The 22,646-nt window shown below is 46.8% G+C and carries 16 protein-coding genes; 8 read left to right on the top strand and 8 right to left on the bottom strand.

The genetic code is table 11. The features are described 5' to 3' along the window. Positions 1 to 89 precede the first annotated feature (89 nt). Positions 90 to 1,946, top strand: coding sequence for a vWA domain-containing protein (locus tag AC23N5_RS18695; protein ID WP_487756754.1), 1,857 nt, complete (start codon positions 90 to 92; stop codon positions 1,944 to 1,946). A gap of 67 nt (positions 1,947 to 2,013) precedes the next feature. Here the strand turns inward: AC23N5_RS18695 and AC23N5_RS18690 are convergent, their stop codons facing one another. Beyond that, a complete protein-coding gene (locus AC23N5_RS18690; protein WP_487756753.1) occupies positions 2,014 to 2,652 on the bottom strand; it encodes a porin family protein in 639 nt (212 codons plus the stop codon). 252 nt (positions 2,653 to 2,904) lie between these two features. Then, positions 2,905 to 3,615, bottom strand: a complete 711-nt coding sequence (locus tag AC23N5_RS18685) for an SDR family oxidoreductase (protein WP_183974695.1) — start codon at positions 3,613 to 3,615, stop codon at positions 2,905 to 2,907. A gap of 63 nt (positions 3,616 to 3,678) precedes the next feature. Between AC23N5_RS18685 and AC23N5_RS18680 the strand changes: the two genes are divergently transcribed. After that, positions 3,679 to 5,187 (top strand): sulfatase family protein, encoded by a 1,509-nt coding sequence (locus tag AC23N5_RS18680; RefSeq protein ID WP_487756752.1) that lies wholly within the window; start codon positions 3,679 to 3,681, stop codon positions 5,185 to 5,187. Here the strand turns inward: AC23N5_RS18680 and AC23N5_RS18675 are convergent. Together AC23N5_RS18675 and AC23N5_RS18670 are read right to left on the bottom strand one after the other, a co-directional pair. Further along, positions 5,184 to 8,447 carry an ELWxxDGT repeat protein gene (locus AC23N5_RS18675; protein WP_487756751.1) on the bottom strand — a complete coding sequence of 1,088 codons (3,264 nt, stop codon included), beginning with the start codon at positions 8,445 to 8,447 and terminating at the stop codon, positions 5,184 to 5,186. The two genes, AC23N5_RS18680 and AC23N5_RS18675, sit on opposite strands and share 4 nt — an antisense overlap. 64 nt (positions 8,448 to 8,511) lie before the next feature. Continuing rightward, positions 8,512 to 9,099 (bottom strand): methyltransferase family protein, encoded by a 588-nt coding sequence (locus AC23N5_RS18670; protein ID WP_487756750.1) that lies wholly within the window; start codon positions 9,097 to 9,099, stop codon positions 8,512 to 8,514. Between the two features lie 226 nt (positions 9,100 to 9,325). Between AC23N5_RS18670 and AC23N5_RS18665 the strand changes: the two genes are divergently transcribed. The 3 genes from AC23N5_RS18665 (at position 9,326) to AC23N5_RS18655 (ending at position 13,519) form a co-directional block, all read left to right on the top strand. Beyond that, positions 9,326 to 10,867, top strand: coding sequence for a serine hydrolase domain-containing protein (locus AC23N5_RS18665; RefSeq protein ID WP_487756749.1), 1,542 nt, complete (start codon positions 9,326 to 9,328; stop codon positions 10,865 to 10,867). A gap of 72 nt (positions 10,868 to 10,939) precedes the next feature. Continuing rightward, on the top strand, positions 10,940 to 12,283 hold the full coding sequence (locus AC23N5_RS18660) for a Gfo/Idh/MocA family protein (RefSeq protein ID WP_487756748.1): 1,344 nt from the start codon (positions 10,940 to 10,942) through the stop codon (positions 12,281 to 12,283). 69 nt (positions 12,284 to 12,352) lie between these two features. Next, positions 12,353 to 13,519 carry an AIR synthase related protein gene (locus AC23N5_RS18655; RefSeq protein ID WP_487756747.1) on the top strand — a complete coding sequence of 389 codons (1,167 nt, stop codon included), beginning with the start codon at positions 12,353 to 12,355 and terminating at the stop codon, positions 13,517 to 13,519. Between the two features lie 247 nt (positions 13,520 to 13,766). On the opposite strand, the gene AC23N5_RS18650 is transcribed toward AC23N5_RS18655, so the two are convergent. Next, complete coding sequence (locus AC23N5_RS18650) at positions 13,767 to 14,180, bottom strand: DUF3592 domain-containing protein (RefSeq protein ID WP_487756746.1); 414 nt, start codon at positions 14,178 to 14,180, stop codon at positions 13,767 to 13,769. A 142-nt stretch (positions 14,181 to 14,322) separates the two neighbouring features. Continuing rightward, positions 14,323 to 14,631: a hypothetical protein gene (locus AC23N5_RS18645; RefSeq protein WP_487756745.1), complete on the bottom strand. Its 309-nt coding sequence runs from the start codon at positions 14,629 to 14,631 to the stop codon at positions 14,323 to 14,325. A 166-nt stretch (positions 14,632 to 14,797) separates the two neighbouring features. Between AC23N5_RS18645 and alaS the strand changes: the two genes are divergently transcribed. Beyond that, positions 14,798 to 17,449 (top strand): alanine--tRNA ligase, encoded by a 2,652-nt coding sequence (gene alaS / locus AC23N5_RS18640; RefSeq protein WP_487756744.1) that lies wholly within the window; start codon positions 14,798 to 14,800, stop codon positions 17,447 to 17,449. A gap of 474 nt (positions 17,450 to 17,923) precedes the next feature. On the opposite strand, the gene AC23N5_RS18635 is transcribed toward alaS, so the two are convergent. After that, positions 17,924 to 18,946 carry a sterol desaturase family protein gene (locus tag AC23N5_RS18635; RefSeq protein ID WP_487756743.1) on the bottom strand — a complete coding sequence of 341 codons (1,023 nt, stop codon included), beginning with the start codon at positions 18,944 to 18,946 and terminating at the stop codon, positions 17,924 to 17,926. 203 nt (positions 18,947 to 19,149) lie between these two features. Between AC23N5_RS18635 and AC23N5_RS18630 the strand changes: the two genes are divergently transcribed. Together AC23N5_RS18630 and AC23N5_RS18625 are read left to right on the top strand one after the other, a co-directional pair. Beyond that, a complete protein-coding gene (locus AC23N5_RS18630; RefSeq protein WP_487756742.1) occupies positions 19,150 to 19,719 on the top strand; it encodes a serine protease in 570 nt (189 codons plus the stop codon). 57 nt (positions 19,720 to 19,776) lie between these two features. Beyond that, positions 19,777 to 21,306 carry a flotillin family protein gene (locus AC23N5_RS18625; protein ID WP_183974716.1) on the top strand — a complete coding sequence of 510 codons (1,530 nt, stop codon included), beginning with the start codon at positions 19,777 to 19,779 and terminating at the stop codon, positions 21,304 to 21,306. 212 nt (positions 21,307 to 21,518) lie between these two features. Here the strand turns inward: AC23N5_RS18625 and AC23N5_RS18620 are convergent, their stop codons facing one another. Next, positions 21,519 to 22,367, bottom strand: coding sequence for an SdiA-regulated/phytase-like domain-containing protein (locus AC23N5_RS18620; RefSeq protein ID WP_487756741.1), 849 nt, complete (start codon positions 22,365 to 22,367; stop codon positions 21,519 to 21,521). Positions 22,368 to 22,646 lie beyond the last annotated feature (279 nt).

The following is a 22,646-nucleotide window of genomic DNA, read 5'->3' as shown; positions in this document are numbered from 1 at the left end:
TAGAGAAAATTCCACAAAAAAATTTCAAAAACTTTTATGGAATCGGGCTGGTGGCTGCATCTAGTGGTTGAAACTAACAAATCACAACCATGAAAACAAATCTTTTTTGCCTGATTTTAAGCGTATTTACGTTGTTTGCTTGCGCTCAATCTACGCCCGTTACGGTCACGGGTACTGTGCTCGAAGAAGGGCTGTTGACTCCCATTTCAGGCGTAACAATTGCTGTTAAAGGAAAAAACAAAGGCACTACTACCGACGTCCACGGGCGGTATTCGCTGGCCGCTCGCAGGGGTGACAAACTGGTTTTTAGCTTTGTTGGCTACCAAACCATCGAACGAACCATCGGCAAAGATTCGGTGGTGAATGTCAAGCTCAAAGTAGCTCACGAAGCCTTGCAAGAGGTCGTGGTGACTGGCCTCAGTAAGCGCGAGGCAAAGAGCATGGCTGCGCCTGCCTCCTCTTTTGCCTTGATGGGTACGCCTCCTCCCGCCATGCAAATGGACTTCAATGCAGAAGAATACAAGGGCATCAACGAAAACGGTTTTCACAATCCTAAAAACAACCCGCTCACCACGTTTTCGATTGACGTAGATCGGGCGGCTTACAGCAACGTGCGCCGACTGTTGAATTTGGGGCAATTTCCGCAGAAAGACATGGTGCGGATTGAGGAAATGATTAACTATTTTGACTACGATTATCCGCAGCCCAAAGGCGAACACCCAGTAGTTATTCAAACCGAACTATCGGATTCGCCTTGGAACAAAGGCTTGAAATTGCTTCACATCGGGCTACAGGCCAAAACCATTCCTAGCGATAACCTGCCTGCGTCAAACTTGGTGTTTTTGGTGGATGTATCGGGGTCGATGGGAATGCCTAACAAATTGCCTTTGGTCAAAGAAGCCTTCAAATTATTGGTCAATCAGCTTCGTCCCAGCGACCGCGTGGCTATGGTGGTGTATGCAGGAGCGGCAGGAACAGTGCTCCCCTCTACCCCTGGCAATCAGACTTCTACCATCAAAGATGCCTTAGACAATCTTCAAGCGGGAGGCTCAACGGCGGGTGGCGAGGGCATCCGATTGGCCTATAAAATTGCCCAAGACCATTTTATCAAAGGAGGAAATAACCGCGTCATTTTGGCCAGCGATGGCGACTTCAACGTGGGGGTTTCGAGCGAGGGCGAATTGCAACGATTGGTCGAAGAAAAACGTCAAAGCGGCGTCTATTTGAGCGTTTTGGGCTTTGGAATGGGCAATTACAAAGACAACAAAATGGAAACCTTGGCCGATAAAGGAAACGGAAATTATGCCTATATCGACAATTTACAAGAAGCCCAAAAGGTATTTGTGCACGAATTTGGCGGAACGCTTTTTACCGTTGCCAAAGATGTAAAACTCCAATTGGAATTTAATCCACGGTTTGTCAAAGGTTATCGCCTCATCGGTTACGAAAATCGAATGTTGAACAACGAAGACTTCCACAACGATAAAAAAGACGCGGGCGAAATGGGCAGCGGCCATACCGTAACGGCCTTGTACGAAATCATTCCCGCAGGAGTGGAAAGCGCTTATTTGAATAAGGTAGATGACTTAAAATACCAAAAAAGTGCGGAAGTCGCCACTTCTTCGGACGAACTGGTGACCATCAAACTACGCTACAAACAACCCGATAGTGAGACAAGCCGCCTTTTTGAAGTACCTGTACGTAATGCAGCTACGCCTTTGGCCAACACCTCCAATAACTTCCGTTTTGCGGCAGCGGTTGCCGAATGGGGGCTATTGCTTCGCGGTTCCGAATTTAAGGGAGAAGCTTCTTATGATCAGGTTATTGACCTTGCCAAAGGAGCTATTGTCAAAGACCCAGAAGGCTATCGCGCCGAGTTTGTGCGCTTGGTCAAATTGGCTCAGTCGCTGGATACCTCCAAAACAGTTGCCAAAAAAGACGAATAAAAAAATGCCCGTAGGTGGGCTTATCGCCTGCCTACGGGTCATTTCCAGCCACTATATATAACCTAACCTATCTAAACTTCCCTGTGCTTGGAGAGTAGTTGCCCAGTGGAAAACTTACGCCGACATTGAGTCCCCACGAGCGGTTGTGTACATCAGAAGCATTCGCCATCACGTTGGTAAGGCCAATGTTGTAACGCAAATCAGCGTTGAGCCATACTTTATTTTTGATGGAATAGTTGAGCCCTGCGCCCAAAGCGGCTCCCGCATCTACGCCTTTGTAAGCCCGTGCTGCCCCTTCGGGATTGATGTTTACGTTACTTTCATTGACAGCTTTGACCAAAAATCCAACGTAAGGCCCTGCCATCAATTTGGGACGAAGTGCGTTGCCTCGGCCATTGAGATAATAGGTTCCCATGATGGGTATTTGGATGTAATCGAGGTGGCCTTTTGAGGCTCCGTTCCCCGATTCGCCCCCAATTCGCGAATACAACAGTTGTCCATTGACTCCTAAACGGCTTTCTCCACTATAGTTGATAAAAATACCCGCCGAGTTGCCGACTTTCCAGTCGTTATAAATTGGGTGATTGGTCAATCTCGAAAAATTTACCCCTACAATCGGGCCAAAAGAGACGTTTTCTTGGGCTGTTGCCTGTCTTCCTGCTGAAATCAAGGCAATCATTAAGAGGAAATAAGCACTTCTTTTCATGGTTGTGAGTGAGTTTTTGTGGTTGTACTTTTCCTTCAAAAACCTCGTTCCACTTGTTCTAAGAAAAAAACCAGCCCAGAAACGGGGAAAATTTTCCTCATTTTTGGGCTGGTTTGTGGGGAGTTTTCGGTTAACGGGGTTTTGAGAAACCCCTTGCTCAGGTTATTAGTAACCTGAGCCACGTTTTAGTAACCTGAGCCACATTTTATCAGTAACCGACTGCCGAGGTTTTAAGAAACCTCGGGCACGTTTTTATTTCGGCATCGTCGGGCGAACTTCGATTTTACTTGGCAGCGTGCGGGGGTTCATTTTTAACAAATCCACCACAATTTGCCCAATGTCTTCGGGTTGAATCTTCCACGCATCTTTTTCGGAAGGTTCGTGATTATTAAAATGCGTGGCTACTGAACCTGGCATAATCGTCGTTGCTTTGATACCAGCGCTACGCACGTCCATCATCACCGCCTGCGTGAAACCTACTAAGCCAAATTTACTGGCATTGTAGGCCGATCCGTTGGCAAAAAAGTTGGTTCCTGCCAAACTCGCAATCGTAATCAAATAGCCTTTTGACGCCGTAAGGGCGGCCAACGACGCTTTGGTACTGTAAAAAACACCCGTTAGGTTAATGTCAATCGTTTCTTGCCACTGTTCGAGAGTCAGTGTTTCGATGGGAGCAAAATGCCCTACCCCTGCGTTGGCAACAAGCACATCAAGACGCCCCCATTTTTCCAACACCTGATTCACCGCTGCTTGCTGAGAATCAAAGTTTCTCACGTCGGCTACGACTCCTAACGCCGCGCCTTCTTGCAATTGATTGAGTTGTGCCGCTGCTGCTTCTACCGTTTCTGCGTTGCGGCCCGTTATGGCTACTTTGTACCCTTCTTTGATGAGCATTTCGGCCACACCCAGACCAATTCCCTTCGTTCCTCCCGTAATCAGGGCCGTTCTTAGTATTTCTTTCATGGTTCTTTCTTTTTCGTGTATCGTAATTATTTGTTCGTTTCTCAACAACACCATCTCCCTCAAATGAAATCCCGAATCGCCCTGTTTTTAGTCGTTGGTCTGGGTATTTTACCCCAATGGTTCATGCAAGCGCCTGCTACCAAACCCAACATTATCTATATTTTGGCCGACGACATGGGGCAAGGCGACGTATCGGCATTTAATCCAAACGCTAAGTTTAAAACTCCGCACCTCGACCAACTGGCGGCGGAAGGAATGCGCTTTACGGATGCGCACTCAGGCTCGGCGGTGTGTACTCCCACGCGCTACGGGATTCTGACGGGGCGGTATTCGTGGCGTAGCAAGCTCAAAAAGGGGGTTACTTGGAGCTACGATTCGGCACTTATTGAAGATAAACGACTGACGGTGGCTTCCTTTTTGAAACAAAACGGCTACCAAACTGCCTGCGTTGGCAAATGGCATTTGGGGCTCAATTGGGCACCCAAAAACGACCCCGTTGTACCCGTTGATTTTTCTCAACCCGTCCAACAATCGCCGAACGAATACGGCTTTGATTATTCTTACATCATTCCCGCCTCCCTCGACATCCCTCCTTATGTGTATGTTGAAAATGGCCGCGTCACCGCCCAACCCAACCGCGAAACGGAATCCAAAACACAGTACGGATGGTGGCGAAAAGGGCCTACGGGCGCCGATTTTAAGCACGAGGAGGTCTTGGAGCGGTTTGTTCAAAAATCGGTGGAATTTATCCGTAACCGTACGTCTGCACAACCTTTTTTTCTATATCTGCCACTGGCGGCACCACACACGCCCATTTTGCCGAACGGGCAATGGCTAGGCAAATCGGGGCTAAACGAATACGGTGATTTTGTGCTGATGGTGGACGACGTCGTTGGGCAAATCCAACAGGCACTCCGTCAGCAAGGGATGGACAAAAATACGCTCATCATTTTTACGTCCGACAACGGCTGCGCGCCTTACGCGGGTACCGAACTCATGGAAAAAGCGGGGCATTTTGCCAGCAATGGGTTTCGGGGTTACAAAGCCGACAGCTACGAGGGAGGGCATCGGGTGCCGTTTATTGCCAAGTGGGCGGGGCATATTAAGCCCAACACTGCGTCAGACCAAACAATTTGTTTAACCGATTTTATGGCGACGTGTGCGGGGATTCAGGGCAGAAAACTCCCCCAAAATGCGGGCGAAGACAGCTACGACTTGGGGCCTGTTTTGTTTGGCAAAAACCCAACGAAACCTTTGCGGGAAGCCACCGTTCACCACTCGGTAGAAGGGTTGTTTTCCATTCGACAAGGCGAGTGGAAACTGATTTTGGACGCAGGATCGGGCGGATGGAGTTACCCCAAACCTGGCAAGGACTACGAAGGTTTACCCACGGTACAGCTCTACAATTTGAAAAACGACCCTGCCGAAAAAACCAACCTTTATGCCCAATACCCAGACAAAGTAACGCAACTCAAAGCCTTGCTCCGCAAATACATTCAAGACGGACGCAGCACCGCAGGAACGCCCCAGCCGTACGTTGAAAGTACCTCTTGGCCAGGGGTGAAATTTTAAAACCCCTCTACGCTTTCCTGAAGTACTTTCCCATCCGAAATGACTACAAAGGTGTAGCGAGTCAGGCCCGTATCAAGTTTCTCTTTAGAAATACTAATGCTGGGCATTGGTTTGTTTGCATCAGGGTATTTGAATGCTCTGTAAATTTCTGAATTTTGAATTTTGGCCAAAACAGGTTCAATCTCATAGCGCGAAATAGAGGGAACTGTTACATCGTTTGAAACCTGCTTCGGAGTTTCCTGAATTTCAGGGGCGGCAGCCTGATTAAGAGTCGGAGTAGCTATTTCAGCCGTAAAGATGGCGTAAGGCTGGGTTTCAAAACCAGGTTCGAGTGTCACTGACGTATTCGATTGATAACTGTTGGTAGAATAACTCGTTGGTTGGTTAGTGGCTGTTATGGCTCCCGTTGCTTGGTATTTGATGTATTGGCCTCTTTCGGGGTTATCTTTAATGGCTACAGAAGGCAATACTTCGGCTTCCTGAACAAACAATTCTGTACCATATTGAGGGCTAATGGCCGCAAAGTAGAACTTACCATTGTGACTTTGTTGAGACCCACCTAAAGGTTGGATTACTCCCGATATGGAACGATTTGCTATTGGTCGAATACCGTTAGGAGTAGCATCTATTTCCCATAGCTCAGAAGTAGTGAAGAAATAATACTTTTGATTGTGGGTAAACGTACTGTAAATACTTGAAAATTTATCCTCAGATATAGGAGAAGTGCCTTTTTGGGTACCGTCTGAACGATAAATAGGTCTAAAGCCAGGCTGATCCTCAATCCAAAAATGAAAAATAATGTGTCCATTCACAATATCAAACAAATCGAAATGCCTACGTTGGCTTAGAGGAACATCTAATGTAATAACTAATTGTGCACCTTGTAGTGTACTATCTCTTGACCAAATTTGACCACTACCGTTATTTAAAACATGATATACTTTATCATTAAAATTGAGCATTTTTCCTGATAATCCATCAGCTACATTTCCATCAGGGGCCGTTAGAAAAAAAGTCCCTTGTTCCGTACCATCAGTTCTACAGATATGATATTCCATTTCGTTTGGAGTCGGTCGATGTAAAGAACTAAAATAGACTAAATCCCCAACTACACCAAAATTATCAATATCCATCGAATGGCCATTTAACTCTTTAATTTTTTTGGGGATAGCATTTTTGGTTTCAATTTTCCATAACTCAAGTATACTTTTAGCATTATAAGTCCATAAAACTATAAAGTCATTATTGGCATATAAACCCCAAAAGCCATTAGTAGAAAACTGTATTTGTGTGCACATGGTTCCGTTAGTACGCCAAAGTTGGTTACCATATAAACCAAACTTAAAATATAAGTCGCCTTCAAATAGGGTAAAAAATGCCCTAAAAGTACCATTACTACTGGAATTTTGAAGTACTAATTGGGAGTTTCCCTCTTCATCAATCTTCCATACTTGATTTCCATTAACCATTACATAAAGGTGATTTTTATAGACAATCATTCCATTAAAATAACTATCTGTATTGGTAGAATTATACCAAAGAGAAGTGGGCTTTTTGGTAAAGTCTTTTACCATTCGGGTAGTCGCCTCCGTCCCTTTGGTCATCCAAAGCTCTCTTCCATAACGAATGTTATCAGCGCTAAAAAAAAGTGTATTATTTAGCCCAATAAATCTTTGCTTACTGGATGCCCATTGTTCTTGATTAGGATTAGCGTCGGCGGGAGTAGTATTAACTTCTTTCAATTGGCTTATTGTATTCCCATCTATTCGCCATACTTCACTACCACTGTCGTCATCTTTAGCACTGAGGTACAGCTTATTCTGAAACACAATTTCAGGGCGAATATCAAACAGCCCAAGGGACGAATCTATGTTTTTCACCATGATAGTCCCCTCTGCGGTTCCATTGCTTCGCCAACACTCTTGCCGAGTCAAATCATCGGCATCGTTCGATATAAAATAGAGTTTATCTTGATAGACGATAGGTTTGTCAAATACGGCATCACTCACTCCTACGTTAATATCTTTCACCAATTGAGTACCATTGGCTGTTCCGTCGCTCTTCCAAAGTTCTTTTCCATGGGTACCGTCATTGGCCGTAAAAAACAGTGTACCGTTGATAGTCGCTAGGTTTATAGTTCCTTCAAAAGCATTGGCACTGCCCGTTCGGACATCTTTCACCAGCGTTGTATTAGCTGCTGTACCGTCGGTCTTCCAAAGTTCTGCCCCGTTTGAAGGTGTACTATAAACAAAATAAAGCCAATCATTAACTGAAATAAATTTAGATGTATAAAACCGATTTCCTTGAGAAGTTAACTGAACTGTTCCTGTTGCCGTTCCGTCCGATTTCCAAAGTTTATAGCCTGTGTTATTAGTATCGGCCAGAAAATACATAAAGCCATTGTGTACAAATAATGAGCTATTCATAATTCCGTACGCAAATGATTTTACCAAACTTGTACTTGCAGAAGTCCCGCTTGTTTTGTATAAACTAGAATAACTATTTGTTGTTGAAGCCGTGAAAAACAACGTATCTTTATAGGCAATCGAATATGAACTACCAAACTCAATAGATGATTCAGCCCCTGGGTTCAAATCAATGACCAAGCGAGTTCCTTCGGAAGTACCATCGGTACACCATAATTCGTTTCCCAATTCATCAAAAGCGGTAAAGTAGAGAAGATTCCCTACTTGCGTGATACCAGATACGCCAGAAGAAACATTGTCCCCTTTGGCGATATCTTTTAATAAAAAAGTACCTGCTGTGGTTCCATCTGATATGTGAGGTTCATCCCCTAATTTATAATGAGACGCTACAAAAAAAAGCTTTCCATTAAAGTTGAAAAGGTTTCTTGCTCCATGGTAGTAGCCTTCTGGATTATAGTCATTTGTTAATAGTCGTTGAGTACCTACCTCAGTTCCATCCGTTTTAAATAGCCCGCCAGTCGGCATACCACTTGCCCAGTAAAATAGAGAATTACCAACATTGGCAGCTTGCTGGATTACGTAAATATTTTGCGTAGGAGTTAGTTGGGTAGTTCCTTGTTCCGTTCCATCGCTTTTCCATAGTTTATTAAACGTTTTTTGAGTTCCATTGGCTCCTGCAAAAAACAACTGATTATTGGACACAGTAAACAACTGAGGTTCAGAGCCATTAGACCCTAAAGCAATGTCCTTTACAAGGCGAATTGTAGGCTGAGCAAATAAGTGATTCGAAGTATTTAGCCCAGCAATTATAAATATAAGTGTAACTAAGCGCATTTTAGTTGTAGTTTTAACGCACTAAATATACTTTGTATCAAAGTAATCTCATAGAAATAATTGACTAAAATAATTTCGGAAACAGCATCGCTACTCGGCGACGATACTCCACGTAGGCGTCACCAAATTCGCGCACAAGTTTTCGTTCTTCATACACAATACCAATACGAATATAGACCGTAATGCAAATGGCCATAATCAAGGCTTGGGGGCTAGCTTCCCCCACAAATACGCCCCATGCCCACAAAATAGTCCCCGTATATAACGGATGCCGTACGTAACGCAGCAGCCCACCCGTGCGGAATTCGTTGGGAGTAGCCAATGAAGCAGGCGCTGAAAGTCCTAAAAATTCACGCAAATCGTACCCTCGCAATGCCCATAAAGCAATGATTATACCCAGGCCTTTGGCCGCTTCTGCTAGGATGTCAGCCCACCATGCAAAAGCCCAGAGGCGTTCTTTAGGGAATAAACGTTGGTACCACAACAGCCCTATCAACAATACAAATGCCAACCCATTGTACATCAAGCGGTAGTAGCGAAAAGCACTCCCTAATTTTTGTTCAAAAAAACGCTTGACTTGGTGGCTAGCTAATACGCTGTGCAGTAGCCCATAAGCTAACCAAAGGAAGGATTGTAGTAGGTAGGGGTTCATATTATTAGTATTATAAATAGCACACGGAAAACACGGATTGGACAGATTGATACGGATTTGTGCCCAATTTGTCATTTTAATCCGTAAAAATCCATTACATCCGTTCAATCCGTGTGCTAAAAAGGGAGAGCAAGGCCATTGAACGACAAAAATTGGTAGAAGCATAGCGTAGTTTCAGCAGTTATCACTATTTTCGATGCCTGTCCAACGCTAACCACGAAAATCTGTGAAAAAACTATCTTTCCTTGGCTTCTTTTTATTGAGTTATTGTTTTGGTGAACTATCAGTCCTAGCCCAATCCTACAAACCGCCCGTATTCACCGATCCCGACAGAATGAAGAAAATCGAATCGGTATTGCCTACCATTGACAAAATTTACAAAGAATACGCCGAAAAAAATCATTTCCCTGGGTTTACGTACGGAGTGGTGGTCGATGGCAAACTGATTCACACGGGGACGGCGGGCTATACCGACCTTAGCAAAAAAACGCCCGCCACAACGCAGTCGCTTTTCCGCATTGCGTCGATGAGTAAAAGCTTCACGACCATGGCGATTTTGCAATTGCGCGATGCGGGCAAACTCGACTTGGACGACCGCGCCGACAAGTACATTCCTGAAATGAAGAATACGAAATTGCTCACGGCCGATGCCCCCGCCATTACGATTCGTCATTTGCTCACGCACGCGGCAGGTTTTCCTGAAGACAACCCTTGGGGCGACCGCCAATTGGCCGATACCAACGCAGAGTTGTTGCAATTGATTAAAAACCCCATTGCTTTTTCAAATACCCCAGGAGTAGCCTACGAATACAGCAACTTGGGTATTACGCTACTGGGCTATATTATCCAAAAAGTATCGGGAAAAACCTACCAACAGTTCATCAACGACAACATCTTCCAACCCCTCGGCATGACCCATACCAAATGGGAATATGCCGAAGTCCCCGCCGACAAACTCGCCCACGGCTACCGCTGGCGCGACGGCCAATGGACAGAAGAAGCCCTCCTCCATGACGGCGCATGGGGAGCAATGGGCGGTTTGATTACGTCTATCGACGATTTTAGCAAATACATGGCACTACATTTGGCGGCTTGGCCTCCCAAAAACGACGTCGATAACGGCCCATTGAAACGGAGTTCGATTCGGGAAATGCACCAGCCTTGGAACATCAGTGGCTTTTCTCCGCAGTTCAAATACGCGACGGGTCGCCCGTGCGCTACGGTGTCGGCTTATTGTTATGGCCTCAATTGGCTGCGCGACTGCGAAGGCCGCGAATACGTAGGTCACAGCGGTGGGTTGCCTGGTTTTGGCAGCAACTGGCGCATTTTGCCTCAATACGGCATTGGAGTGGTTGCGTTTGCCAACGTTACTTACGCCCCCACCGTCCCGATTAACCTCCAAATCTTGGATACGCTCATTGTAAGTGCCCAGCTAAAACCTCGTCAGCTACCCGCCTCCGACATTCTAAAACAACGCCAACAACAACTCACCCAACTCCTTCCTAACTGGCAAAATGCCGAAAGCAGCGGGCTATTTGCCGAAAATTTCTTTGCGGATTACTCTTTGGAAGCCCTCAAAAAAGAAGCATCGGCTTTGTTTGAAAAAGCAGGAAAGATTGTGAGTGTAAAAGAAATTGTTCCCGAAAATCAACTGCGCGGCCGCTACCTTATCGAAGGAGAAAAAGCAACACTCTGGGTGTCGTTTACGCTTACGCCCGAAAGTTCGCCATTGATTCAGGAGTATCATATTGGGGAGGTGAAGAAATAATACCTATATGAACAAGTTAACATTAGATTCTACCCATTCTTATCCTTTTGCATAGTAAAACGCACAACCCCTATGCAAACCTCCCGCAGAGATTTTATTCGTTCGGCTTCGGTGGCTACTGGAGCAAGTTTATTCTCATTTACCCCCCTCGAATTGCTGGCAAGCCAACGCAAACGAGTCTCTGCCAATGATAAATTACAATTGGGAGTGATTGGCTGCAAAGGCATGGGGTGGTCAGATTTACGCTCCCACCTCCAGATGAGCGAGGTCGAGTGCGTGGCCTTGGCAGACGTGGACCAAAGTGTCCTCGACCAGCGCGCAGCCGATGTACAAACCGCCCGTGGCAATCGCCCTCAGCTCTACAAAGATTACCGCAAAATGCTTGAAAACAAGGACATCGACGCGGTGATTGTAGGTACGCCCGACCATTGGCACTGCTTGGCGTTGACCGATTCATTGGCGGCGGGAAAACACGTCTATTGCGAAAAACCGTTGGCTAATTCCATCGAAGAATGTAATATCATGCTCGCTGCGGCCAAACGCGCGGGTAAAATTATCCAAATTGGGCAATGGCAACGAAGCGGCTCGCACTATGAAAAAGCCATCGAGTACGTGCGATCGGGTAAATTGGGCAATATTCGTTTGGTAAAAGTATGGGCGTACCAAGGTTGGATGGAGCCCGTCCCCGTCAAGCCCGACAGCGCACCTCCTGCGGGTGTTGATTATGACATGTGGCTCGGCCCCGCCAAAAAACGGCCTTTCAACCCCAACCGATTCCACTTTAATTTCCGCTGGTTTTGGGACTACGCAGGTGGCCTAATGACCGATTGGGGCGTCCACGAAATCGACATTGCGCTCTATGCCATGAACGCCAAAGCGCCCAAATCCGTCATGGCTTCGGGTGGAAAACTCGCCTACCCCGACGATGCTTCTGAAACCCCCGATACGCTCCAAACGGTGTATGAATACGAAGGCTTTAACATGCTTTGGGAACACGCCACGGGCATCGACGGCGGGAATTATGGCCTTACCGAAGGGATTGCGTTTATTGGCAACAACGGCACCTTGGTGCTCCACCGCGGGGGCTGGTCGCTGCACCCCGAAACACAAACCAAAAACGGCATTAAAGTCTATAAAATTGAGGATATTCCTGACCAAGCGCGCAACGGTGACTACCTCAACGAACATACCAAAAACTTTGTACAGGCCATCAAAGACAACAACCCCAAGCTGCTCAAATGCGGTATCGAAACGGGAAGCGTGGCGGCTATCAACGCCCACATGGGTAACATTGCCTATAAAACAGGTCGGAAAGTGTATTGGGATGCGACAACAGGCGCATTCAAAAACGACGCAGAAGCCAACGCCCTCATCAAAGCCCATTACAATAACGGTTGGCAACTACCGAAAGCGTAAAACCCCGATAGGGTTAGAAAATGAGGCGTAAAGTTGGTAACTTTGCGCCTCATTTTGTTTTTCAACTCCATGACAGAACGTTACCTACAACGTGGGGTGTCGGCCTCCAAAGAAGACGTACACCGCGCCATTGCTAAGCTCGACAAAGGACTCTTCCCCAAAGCTTTCTGCAAAATCGTCCCTGATATTTTGGCAGGTGACCCCGACTACTGCACCATCATGCACGCCGACGGAGCAGGTACCAAAACCTCGCTGGCATATTTGTATTGGAAAGAAACAGGTGACTTATCGGTGTGGCGTGGCATAGCGCAAGACTCGATTGTGATGAATACCGACGACCTGATTTGCGTAGGAGCAACGGGTCCGATGCTTATCTCGTCGAGCATCGACCGCAACAAAAACAAAATCCCTGGCGAGGTCATCGCCGAAATCATCAACGGCACCGAAGAAGTACTGGAAATGCTTCGTAGTCACGGCGTTGAGATTTATAGCACGGGCGGCGAAACAGCCGATGTAGGCGATTTGGTACGCACCATTACGGTCAACAGCACGGTAATTGCACGCATGAAACGTTCGGACGTGATTTCTAACGATACCATCCAAACGGGCGATGTGATTGTCGGGTTGGCATCGTTTGGACAGGCTTCCTACGAAACCACTTACAACGGAGGTATGGGCAGCAACGGACTTACTTCCGCCCGTCACGACGTGTTAGACTCTTACCTTGCCCCAAAATACCCCGAAAGTTTTGACCCCGAAGTCCACAGTTCCTTGGTGTATAGCGGTTCAAAACGCCTTACGGATGCCGTTGAAAATACGCCTGTCAACGTGGGTCAATTGATTCTTTCACCTACGCGAACCTACGCCCCTTTTGCCAAAACGTTGTTGGATGAACTCCGTCCGCACATTCATGGCATGGTGCATTGCAGCGGTGGCGCCCAAACCAAGGTATTGCATTTTATTGAGAATTTGCACGTTGTTAAAAATAACTTATTCCCCATTCCTCCGCTTTTCAAGTTGATTCAAACCGAAAGTGGAACGAGCTGGCAAGAAATGTACAAAGTGTTTAACATGGGGCATCGCCTCGAAGTGTATCTTTCGTCTGAACACGCCCAACGCGTCATCGAGATTGCGCAATCGTTTGGCATCGAAGCCCAAATTATCGGCTACGTGGAAGCCAACGAAGGCAAAAAAGTAACGGTTCAGAGCGAGTTTGGGGAGTTTGTTTATGAATAGCTAGGACATTGTTTTTTATTTCGCCCGCAGAAGGCCGCTGACTAATACAAACGCAGATTTCCGCTGAAAAACGTCTTCATCAAGTCCTTTTTTAGCGAAAATCTGCGGCCCTCAATCTGCGCCAATCAGCGGGTAAAACGGTAGTCAAACTTAGCTAACGTTGAAAATAAAATTTCAACACTCCTCAATGTACAGATGAAAACTAGAAAAACGCTTATCGGGCTTTTAAAAGACATCATTGATAGGATTAACTCCTACTAATTTTCAACCCTACTCCCATAAAAATAAGCCCAAATACGGCCAAAACAGCCGATAGTCCCCATAATTCCCAAAACCCTGCGATTTTAGCATTCGCAGGGTTTTGCTTTTCGTATAAAATAGGCACTTGTTCGCCATTTTCGTAATCAGGGCGGCCCCTGCCCGTATCCGACCGAAAGGTCATGCGCTGGCCTTCCGCCGTCTGAAATTCAACAACGGGATAATAAGAACCTTTCCCTTTTCGCGATTTTACATACACCGACTCCACCACTGTCCCCGTGGCCGAAGCAGCCTCTTTTGCAAATTTCTGGTCGTTTTGAAATAACATCCAAGCCCCAATCATCAGCAGCAGCCCAATGATTGCAAAAATACTTCCACCTATCCGATTTGACTTTTTGTTCATCGCACACACAACCGATTAAGTACTCAGGCAAAGTTAGTTTCTATTATTTGTTGCTCTAAAAACAGGCTTAGCTAGCTGATAATCTGAATTTTACAATTAACAGATAACGATTAACTATTAACGGGCTATTACTTAGTAACCCTTATTTTGGTTTTTGGGGTAGCACATTTTTCTTCAACGGATTGGGCATTCGGTAGCGGTATTTGCTCTCCTCTTCTTGGGGAGTGATAGGCATCGCATTGGGCATGGCATCGCCTGACTGCGCAATGAGCACAGGCATATTGTCCACCCGCGAATAGGCTACCGTAGAATCACTAGAATAGCGAAACATAGGCACAGGAGTCGCCTGCTTAATCGGTGGTAATTGCTTAGAAGGAACTTTCAATTGCAGTTGCTGTGCCCAAAGCACGTGCACACCAAACATAAGGGGAATAAATAGCAGTTTTTTCATGGCAGGAAGTAATAGGTTGAACAGAAACAGTTGGGTATCTTTTACGCAAGTTAATCAAAATCAAAGCACAATCTGAAAGCTACGGCATTTTTCCGTAATTTTGCAGCCCAATTCACAGCTAAGGACTATCGACTGTGGACTATCGACTATTAAACGTAAATCGAAGATGACTTCTCACGAAATCCGCCAAGCTTTTTTAGACTTTTTTAAGAGTAAAGGACACCTTATCGTGCCGTCGGCACCGCTTGTTGCCAAAAATGACCCCACGCTCATGTTTAACAACTCGGGCATGGCGCAATTCAAAGACTTTTTCTTGGGCAACGGAACTCCTCCGAGCAAGCGCATCGCCGATACCCAAAAGTGCTTGCGCGTGAGTGGAAAACACAACGACTTGGAAGACGTAGGTTTTGATACCTACCACCACACGATGTTTGAAATGCTCGGCAACTGGTCGTTTGGGGATTACTTCAAAAAAGAAGCCTTGGAGTGGTCGTGGGAACTGCTCACTGGCATTTATAAACTTCCCAAAGACCGCATCTACGTATCAGTATTCAAAGGAGACGAAAAAGACGGCGTACCGTTTGACCAAGAAGCGTGGGATATTTGGAAAGCCATTTTAGGCGGCGAAGAGCGAATCATTTTAGGAAATAAAAAAGATAATTTCTGGGAAATGGGCGACGTAGGCCCGTGTGGCCCGTGTTCAGAAATCCACATCGACCTCCGCGACCAAGCCGAAGTGGATGTAAAGCCTGGCAAAGAACTCGTCAACGCCGACCACCCGCAAGTGGTTGAAATCTGGAACAACGTCTTTATGCAGTTTGAGCGCAAGGCCGACGGGTCGTTGATTACGCTTCCTGCCAAACACGTGGATACAGGGATGGGCTTTGAGCGCCTTTGCATGGCCATTCAAGGAAAACAATCGAACTATGACACCGATATTTTTCAAAATACCATTCAGGTCATTGAGAAAATGTGCGGTAAAAAATACGGCGTAAGCGGAACACTCAACACCAGCGATTATACCGACATCGCCATGCGCGTTATCGCTGACCACCTTCGGGCGGTGAGTTTCGCCATTGCCGACGGACAGCTTCCGTCCAACGCCAAAGCAGGTTACGTAATTCGTCGCATTTTGCGCCGCGCCATTCGCTACGGCTACTCGTATTTGGGCTTTACTGAACCTTTTATGAGTCAGTTAGTGCCTGTCTTGGCCGAACAATTCAAAAATGTATTCCCTGAGCTTAAATCGCAGGAGGAGTTTGTGACGCGCGTGGTGTTGGAAGAAGAAAAGAGCTTCTTGCGGACATTGGAATTGGGAATCAAGCGATTCGAGTCACTTAGCCCAACGGGAGGCGTCATTGATGGAAACATCGTTTTTGAACTCTCCGATACCTACGGTTTCCCTGTGGATTTAACGGCGCTTTTGGCCAAAGAAAAAGGGTACAAAATCGACGAAGCGGGCTACGAAAAAGCATTGGCCGAACAAAAGAACCGCAGTCGCCAAGACGCTGCCAAAGAAGCCACCGACTGGGTAGAAATAAGCGAAGGAAGCGACTTTGAGTTTTTGGGCTACGATACCCTCGAAGCAACCGCTCAACTCATCAAATACCGCAAAGTAAAAACCAAAGCTGGCGAAGAATACCACATCGTACTCGACCGCACGCCTTTCTACGCCGAAATGGGAGGACAAGTGGGAGATACAGGCGAATTACGAATTACGAATGGGGAATTACGAATTATCAACATCGTTGATACCAAAAAGGAGAATGATTTATTCATTCATGTTTCGAGGGATAAGAATTTAGATGAACTACTCACCGCTCCTCACTCCTCACTCATCGCTCGCGTTGACGCTCATCGTCGTCAGAATATCATGCGGAACCACACGGCGACGCACTTGATGTTGGCGGCTATGCGTCGGGTGTTGGGAACGCACATTGTTCAGAAAGGTTCGTACCAAAACGACGAAGTGACTCGCTTTGACTTTTCGCACTTTGCCAAAGTAACCGACGAAGAACTCGCGCAGATTGAAGCCATTGTCAACGGTAAAATCCGCGAAAACATTGCGCTCAAAACCCACGTCAACATCCCCATCGACGAGGCCATCAAAATGGGTGCAACGGCCACTTTTGGCGAAAAATACGGCGACTTTGTGCGCGTGGTAGAGTTTGACCCCAACTTTTCGGTCGAGCTTTGCGGGGGAACGCACGTACCTGCTACGGGCGAAATCTCGCTCTTTAAGTTCATCTCCGAAGGGTCTGTTTCGGCGGGGGTACGTCGGGTAGAGGCCGTAACGGGCGAAAAAGCCTTTGAGTTGTTGAACGAAGAATTGCGCATTACGAATACCCTTCGCGATATGTTCAAGGGACAAAAAGACGTTGTCAAAGCCGTTGAAGGTCTTTTGGCCGAAAAAGCTACTTTGCAAAAACGCATCGAAGCCCTCGAAAACGAGAAGTTAGCCCAAGTAAAAGACGCCTTGTTGACCCAAGTAACGCACACCAACGGCGTTGCCAGCCTGATCGCCCGCGTAGAAGTTCCAAACGCCGACGCCTTGAAATCGCTTGTTTACCAATTGAAAGAGCAATCACAAGCGCCTTTCTACATCGTTTTAGGAACGGTGTTGGGTGGTAAACCTCAGTTGGCCGTGATGCTTTCTGACGACTTAGTAGCACAAGGCAAACACGCAGGCAACATCGTAAAAGAGCTTGCCAAAGAAGTAAAAGGCGGTGGCGGTGGTCAGCCTTTCTTTGCCACCGCAGGTGGTTCCGACGCCAGCGGCTTAGATGCAGCTTTGGCGAAGGCTCAAGGAATCGTGTAACGACTCTCTTTATTTCTCAATATACTAATACCCCTGCTCTTGTTCGCATGAATGAGGGCGGGGGTTTTTGTTTTTTGGACTAAAGACAAGACCCCAAATACCATAACCTACCCCCCACCAACTACAAGCAAAAAAGCATTTTACCTATAAAATCAAACAAAGTCGTGATAAAGAAGATGTTAAGCAATAAAGCAAAAGTTTTAGAGTAATTCAAAGTAGCCTCGGTAGAGGCGCAACATTTGTAGTAACAGCAAGTGATTTTTAATTTTTGCTTCGGACGGGGCCGCCCGAGCGGAAGCATAACTTGTTGCTTTGTTATGCTTCTCCGAAGCAAGAGGGTTTTATGGATGGCTCTACTACTACTACAAAGGTTGCGCTTCGCCGAAGCGATATAAACTACTAATACACTAAAATTTATGCGCAACTACTTAAAAACCTCCTTCTCCGAGCAAGAATTACCCTCCTACAAAACAACTACCCCTTTGTAGCTACCAACGCTTCCTTCCCTTCCAAATACTCCTGCCGCACGACCGTAGCAGTGCGGTGGTTGCCGTCGGGGCTCCAGCCTGGAGGCATGATGGGATAGAGTAAAAAGGCTTTGAGGCTGGGCGCACTTGCCATGTCTTTCAGAAGTTCCCACACTTCACCAAAGTAGGTTTCCATAAAATTGCCTGAGTCTATTTTGCGCGTGATACCGTACTCGATAGGGATGTCTTTTCGCTCTACTTGGTATGTGCCAAATACCCTATCCCAAATATTAATGAAATTGCAAAAGTTGGTATCCATGTACAGCGGATTGCGGGCGTGGTGAACCCGATGGTCAGAAGGGGTAAGGATGTATTTGCCAAAGAAACGTACTTTTTGCAGTCCCAATGTACCATCTTTGAACAGGTTCTCTCCTACGTGAATAAACGTGCCATACGTACCGTCGATAAACATAATGAAAAACAGCAACTTAGGATCTAAACCCGCCAAAATACAAATTGAAGTCCGAATGGCATCGGCATAGGGAGCTTCGAGAAAAAAGTGCGCGTGAGCAACCGATAAGTTCATGTCTTCGGGCGTGTGGTGCGTGGCGTGCAAACACCAAAACAACCGTACTTTATGCCCAAAAAAGTGGTAGATAAAATGGGCAAACTCCCACACTACGTAGCCGTAGAGGAGCCAATACCAGGTGAGTGTGGCGTTGAAAGGGGCATACGGCTGTAGAGTGGCAATCATCCAGCCCGTTACGCCCAAAGAGATATAGCGTGAAATAAAACGATTGAAAACATAGATGATAAAGTTCGTACGATAGACCTTGGTCTGCGGGTTTTTCTGGGCAATGCCTAACCCAAACTCAAACACCAACAATAGCGGAATCATTGGCCTCAAGGCCGTAAGGATGCCGTCTAAGGTGCTAAACGCACTGTAATCTCCACTACTAATGATGTTGATAATGCCGTTTACGCCTAAAAAGCCTAAAATTTCTTTGTAAAGGGTTTGCAAAATTTCCATGAGAGGGCTGGTTTACTAAGTCAAAACCATAAGGAGCATGATGGGAATATTTACTGTGCCCCCTACCGCTCATCACGCACTTACAAGGCGCCGTCACGCGATTCCAAGGCGCGACCTTAAAATCATTTCTTCCAACAATCGCTGGTAATCTACCTTTGTACCGTTATTTTTAAGTGATTCTTAACCTCTTAACGCTACCTGCTATGGAATTCCTTCAGAATGCCGACCCTTTTGTAAAAGGGTTGTGGTACATTACGCTGCCCGCGTCGCTCATTTTCCTGATTCAAACCGTTATGACGTTTGCGGGAAGCGATGCCTCCGATGGCCTTAATGCCGACTTCGACGGCGATGTGTCGCACACCGATGGGCCGTTTCAATTGTTTTCGTTCCGAAACCTGATTCATTTTTTGTTAGGGTTTGGCTGGACGGGGCTTGGTTTCTACGAACTCATTTCCAATCAGTTCGTCCTCGTCATTGTTGCTACATTGGCGGGATTGGCGTTGATTGGGGTATTTTTCTTTATTATCAAACAGTTGCAAAAGCTCAACCAAAACAACGTGATGCGGCTCGAAAATGCCATCGGTAAAACCGCCGAAGTCTATCTGACCATCCCTGCCCAGCAAAACGGACATGGCAAAGTGCACGTGAGCGTTCAAAATACGCTTCGCGAGCTCAATGCTGTCACCCACCAAGCAGCGCCTATTCCCACGGGGGCGGTTGTTAAAGTGACTGCTACTTTGCCCAACGACACCTTGGTAGTGGAGCTGTGCTAATTCTCTCTTTTTACTAAACTATTTTCATTCATTTTTTAACTAAATCTCTTTACAACCATGACTCCATTGATTACCATCGCGGTGATTGCGGTCGTTATTTTCGCTACCATTACCGCCCTTTTGGCGCGTTACAAGCGCTGTCCTTCTGACAAAATCCTTGTCATCTACGGACGGACGGGAACCAACAAAGACGGCGGCACGTCGTCGGCGCGCTGTATCCACGGCGGGGGTGCTTTTGTGTGGCCTGTGATTCAGGATTACGCCTTTTTGGACTTAAAACCCATTTCCATTGAAGCCAATTTGACCAACGCCCTCAGCCGTCAAAATATCCGCATCGACGTACCTTGCCGTTTTACAGTAGCCATCTCTACCGAAACCGACAGCATGAACAACGCCGCCGAACGCCTTTTGGGGCTTTCGATGCAGGACATTCAGGAATTGGCCAAGGATATTTTGTTTGGACAACTTCGTTTGGTGATTGCCACCATGACCATCGAGGAAATCAACTCAGACCGCGACAAGTTTTTGACCAATATTACCCAAAACGTAGAAGCCGAGTTGAAAAAAATAGGCTTAAAATTGATTAACGTCAACGTTACCGACTTGCGCGATGAGTCGGGGTACATCGAAGCCCTTGGTAAAGAAGCCGCTGCGAAGGCCATCAACGAAGCCAAAATCAGCGTGGCCGAACAAGAAAAAGTGGGGGAAATCGGAAAAGCCCTCGCCGACCGCGACCGCGACACCCGCATTGCTGAAACCCAGCGCGAACGCGATATTCAAATTGCGCAAACCAAAAAGGACAAAGAAGTGGTCATTGCGGCCACCCTCCGCGACGAAGCCATCGGAAAAGCCGAAGCCGAAAAAGACACGCGTATTAAAATTTCGGAGGCCAACTCCATCGCCGTTCGGGGTGAAAACGAAGCTCGAATCACCATCGCCAACTCCGAAGCCCTCCGCCGTGAGCGCGAAGCGGAAGCCAACCGCCGCGCCAACGCCGCCGAAAAAGTACAACAAGCAATGGCTTTGGAGGAATCGTATCTGGCTGAACAAAAAGCAGAAACCGCCCGCGCCGAACGCGAACGTTCGTCACAGTTGGCCAACACGATTGTCCCTGCGGAAATCGCCAAACAACGCGCCATTATCGAAGCTCAGGCCGAAGCCGAACGCATCCGCGAAAAAGCCAAAGGGGAAGCCGACGCGATTTATGCCAAAATGGAGGCCGAAGCAAAAGGGTTGTACGAAATCCTGACCAAACAGGCAGAAGGGTACAAAGAAGTAGTGCAAGCCGCAGGTGGCGACCCGTCGAAAGCCTTCCAGTTGTTGTTGATTGAAAAACTTCCTGAGTTGATACAAATTCAAGTAGAGGCCGTGAAAAATATCAAAATCGACAAAGTGACGGTTTGGGACAATGGCGGAAGCAACGGTGAGAACTCATCTACCGCCAATTTTATCTCTGGCATGATGAAATCGGTTCCTCCCCTCAATGACCTTTTCAACATGGCAGGCTTGAACCTTCCTGATTATTTAAAAGGCAAAGAATCGGGCGAAACTCCAACGATTCAGCTCCCAACGGATTCTAAGTCGTAATGACAAAGTCCGATAGCGCGAGTGTCTCACTCGTGATGACTATTCAAAGGCTTCCAGCCTTTGAGTTTTAGTCAATAATTGAAAAGGCTAGAAGCCTAATAATGAAGATCACGAACGAGACGTTCGCGCTATCTGAGGTAATATTTACGCTTTTTGTCATTCCGTAGGAATCTTCTACCACGTTTTAAATTCCTACGGAATGACAAAAGGGACTATTTTTTCGTCACTTTCCACAGTTGTCCCTTTCGTTCGTTGGAAACTACAAAATCGGTGTTGTTGACAAAAACGATGGCTTCGGTCTGAGCACGGGCTATTTTGAGGCAATGCGTCGGGTGTTCTAAATTCATGCCTTGGGCAATGTCAAAAAGCAGCACTTTCCCGTAGGTGAGCAATGCCAACGTTTTCCCGTCGGGACTCACATCGGCTCCCGTTACCATCGCGTGGCTATACACGCTGTCTTGGGGGCTGGCCTCGTAGCTGCCTGCCGCGTCGGGCACGGCATACATTTTCACCATTCGGTCGGTTTTACTGCGATTTTTGGAAAACAAATAGAGTTTGTTTTGGTGCCAAACCACCGCTTCACAATCAAAATTGAGCGAGTCGGCGGCGGGTGGATACGCGCGTTGGTCGGCGTACCTAACCCGAATACTCTCTACGCGCTCGGGTGTGAGCGGGTGAAATTTATAAATGACCAAATCGCGACGATTGTTGGCGTTATTGCCCACGTCGGCGAGGTAGAGGTTGCCTCGGTCGTCTTTGGCGATGTCTTCCCAGTCTTTATTGACCAAAGGTGACAGCGGAAGCGTGCGGAGTAACGTTCCTTTTGGGTCAACTTCATAAATTTCGGCGGGGTTTCCACCGTCGTTGTGCGTCCAAAACGTCCCTTCTTTTTCCCCTAACACCAGCCCCGAAGTTTCGTGAATTTGTGGCGGCAATTGCCCTACTTGCGTTACTTTATAACGGGAGTTTGCCCGTTTGAAGCCTTCTTTTCGTCTTTCGTGGTGACAGTCGCACATCGCCACGCGCAACGTAAATGCCAGCCAAAATAGTTTTTGAAACATTTTCTCTTTTTCGGTTTACTGTTTCCTGTTTGGAGTTTCGGGTCTTTGTTCTTCTTCGGGCGGGTTGTGAGCAACCCTTGGCACGAGCGCACGTTTGCCCTTTGCTTTTTGCCTCTTGCCTTCTTCGGGCGGGTTGTGAGCAACCCTTAGCACGTTTGTCCTTTGCTTTTTACTTCTTGCTTTCCTCGGGCGGGTTGTGAGCAACCTACCTTAACCCCATAAGTGTACGTAATTTATTTTTAATATTGTAAATGCGCAAGAAGACACATTTTTTTGGGG

This window comes from Runella sp. R5_40 (assembly GCF_057652295.1).
The sequence above is the reverse complement of the archived record's forward strand: the minus strand, read 5'-3'. Positions and strand labels throughout refer to the sequence as shown.

Excerpts from the sequence above, each read along its gene's own strand:
- AC23N5_RS18685 (WP_183974695.1), bottom strand. The coding sequence starts at position 3,615 with ATGAAAGAAATACTAAGAACGGCCCTGATTACGGGAGGAACGAAGGGA.
- AC23N5_RS18620 (WP_487756741.1), bottom strand. The coding sequence starts at position 22,367 with ATGTTTCAAAAACTATTTTGGCTGGCATTTACGTTGCGCGTGGCGATG.
- AC23N5_RS18635 (WP_487756743.1), bottom strand. The coding sequence starts at position 18,946 with ATGGAAATTTTGCAAACCCTTTACAAAGAAATTTTAGGCTTTTTAGGC.
- AC23N5_RS18675 (WP_487756751.1), bottom strand. The coding sequence starts at position 8,447 with ATGCGCTTAGTTACACTTATATTTATAATTGCTGGGCTAAATACTTCG.
- AC23N5_RS18650 (WP_487756746.1), bottom strand. The coding sequence starts at position 14,180 with ATGAACAAAAAGTCAAATCGGATAGGTGGAAGTATTTTTGCAATCATT.
- AC23N5_RS18655 (WP_487756747.1), top strand. The coding sequence starts at position 12,353 with ATGACAGAACGTTACCTACAACGTGGGGTGTCGGCCTCCAAAGAAGAC.
- AC23N5_RS18670 (WP_487756750.1), bottom strand. The coding sequence starts at position 9,099 with ATGAACCCCTACCTACTACAATCCTTCCTTTGGTTAGCTTATGGGCTA.
- AC23N5_RS18680 (WP_487756752.1), top strand. The coding sequence starts at position 3,679 with ATGAAATCCCGAATCGCCCTGTTTTTAGTCGTTGGTCTGGGTATTTTA.
- AC23N5_RS18625 (WP_183974716.1), top strand. The coding sequence starts at position 19,777 with ATGACTCCATTGATTACCATCGCGGTGATTGCGGTCGTTATTTTCGCT.
- AC23N5_RS18690 (WP_487756753.1), bottom strand. The coding sequence starts at position 2,652 with ATGAAAAGAAGTGCTTATTTCCTCTTAATGATTGCCTTGATTTCAGCA.
- alaS (WP_487756744.1), top strand. The coding sequence starts at position 14,798 with ATGACTTCTCACGAAATCCGCCAAGCTTTTTTAGACTTTTTTAAGAGT.
- AC23N5_RS18695 (WP_487756754.1), top strand. The coding sequence starts at position 90 with ATGAAAACAAATCTTTTTTGCCTGATTTTAAGCGTATTTACGTTGTTT.
- AC23N5_RS18660 (WP_487756748.1), top strand. The coding sequence starts at position 10,940 with ATGCAAACCTCCCGCAGAGATTTTATTCGTTCGGCTTCGGTGGCTACT.
- AC23N5_RS18630 (WP_487756742.1), top strand. The coding sequence starts at position 19,150 with ATGGAATTCCTTCAGAATGCCGACCCTTTTGTAAAAGGGTTGTGGTAC.
- AC23N5_RS18645 (WP_487756745.1), bottom strand. The coding sequence starts at position 14,631 with ATGAAAAAACTGCTATTTATTCCCCTTATGTTTGGTGTGCACGTGCTT.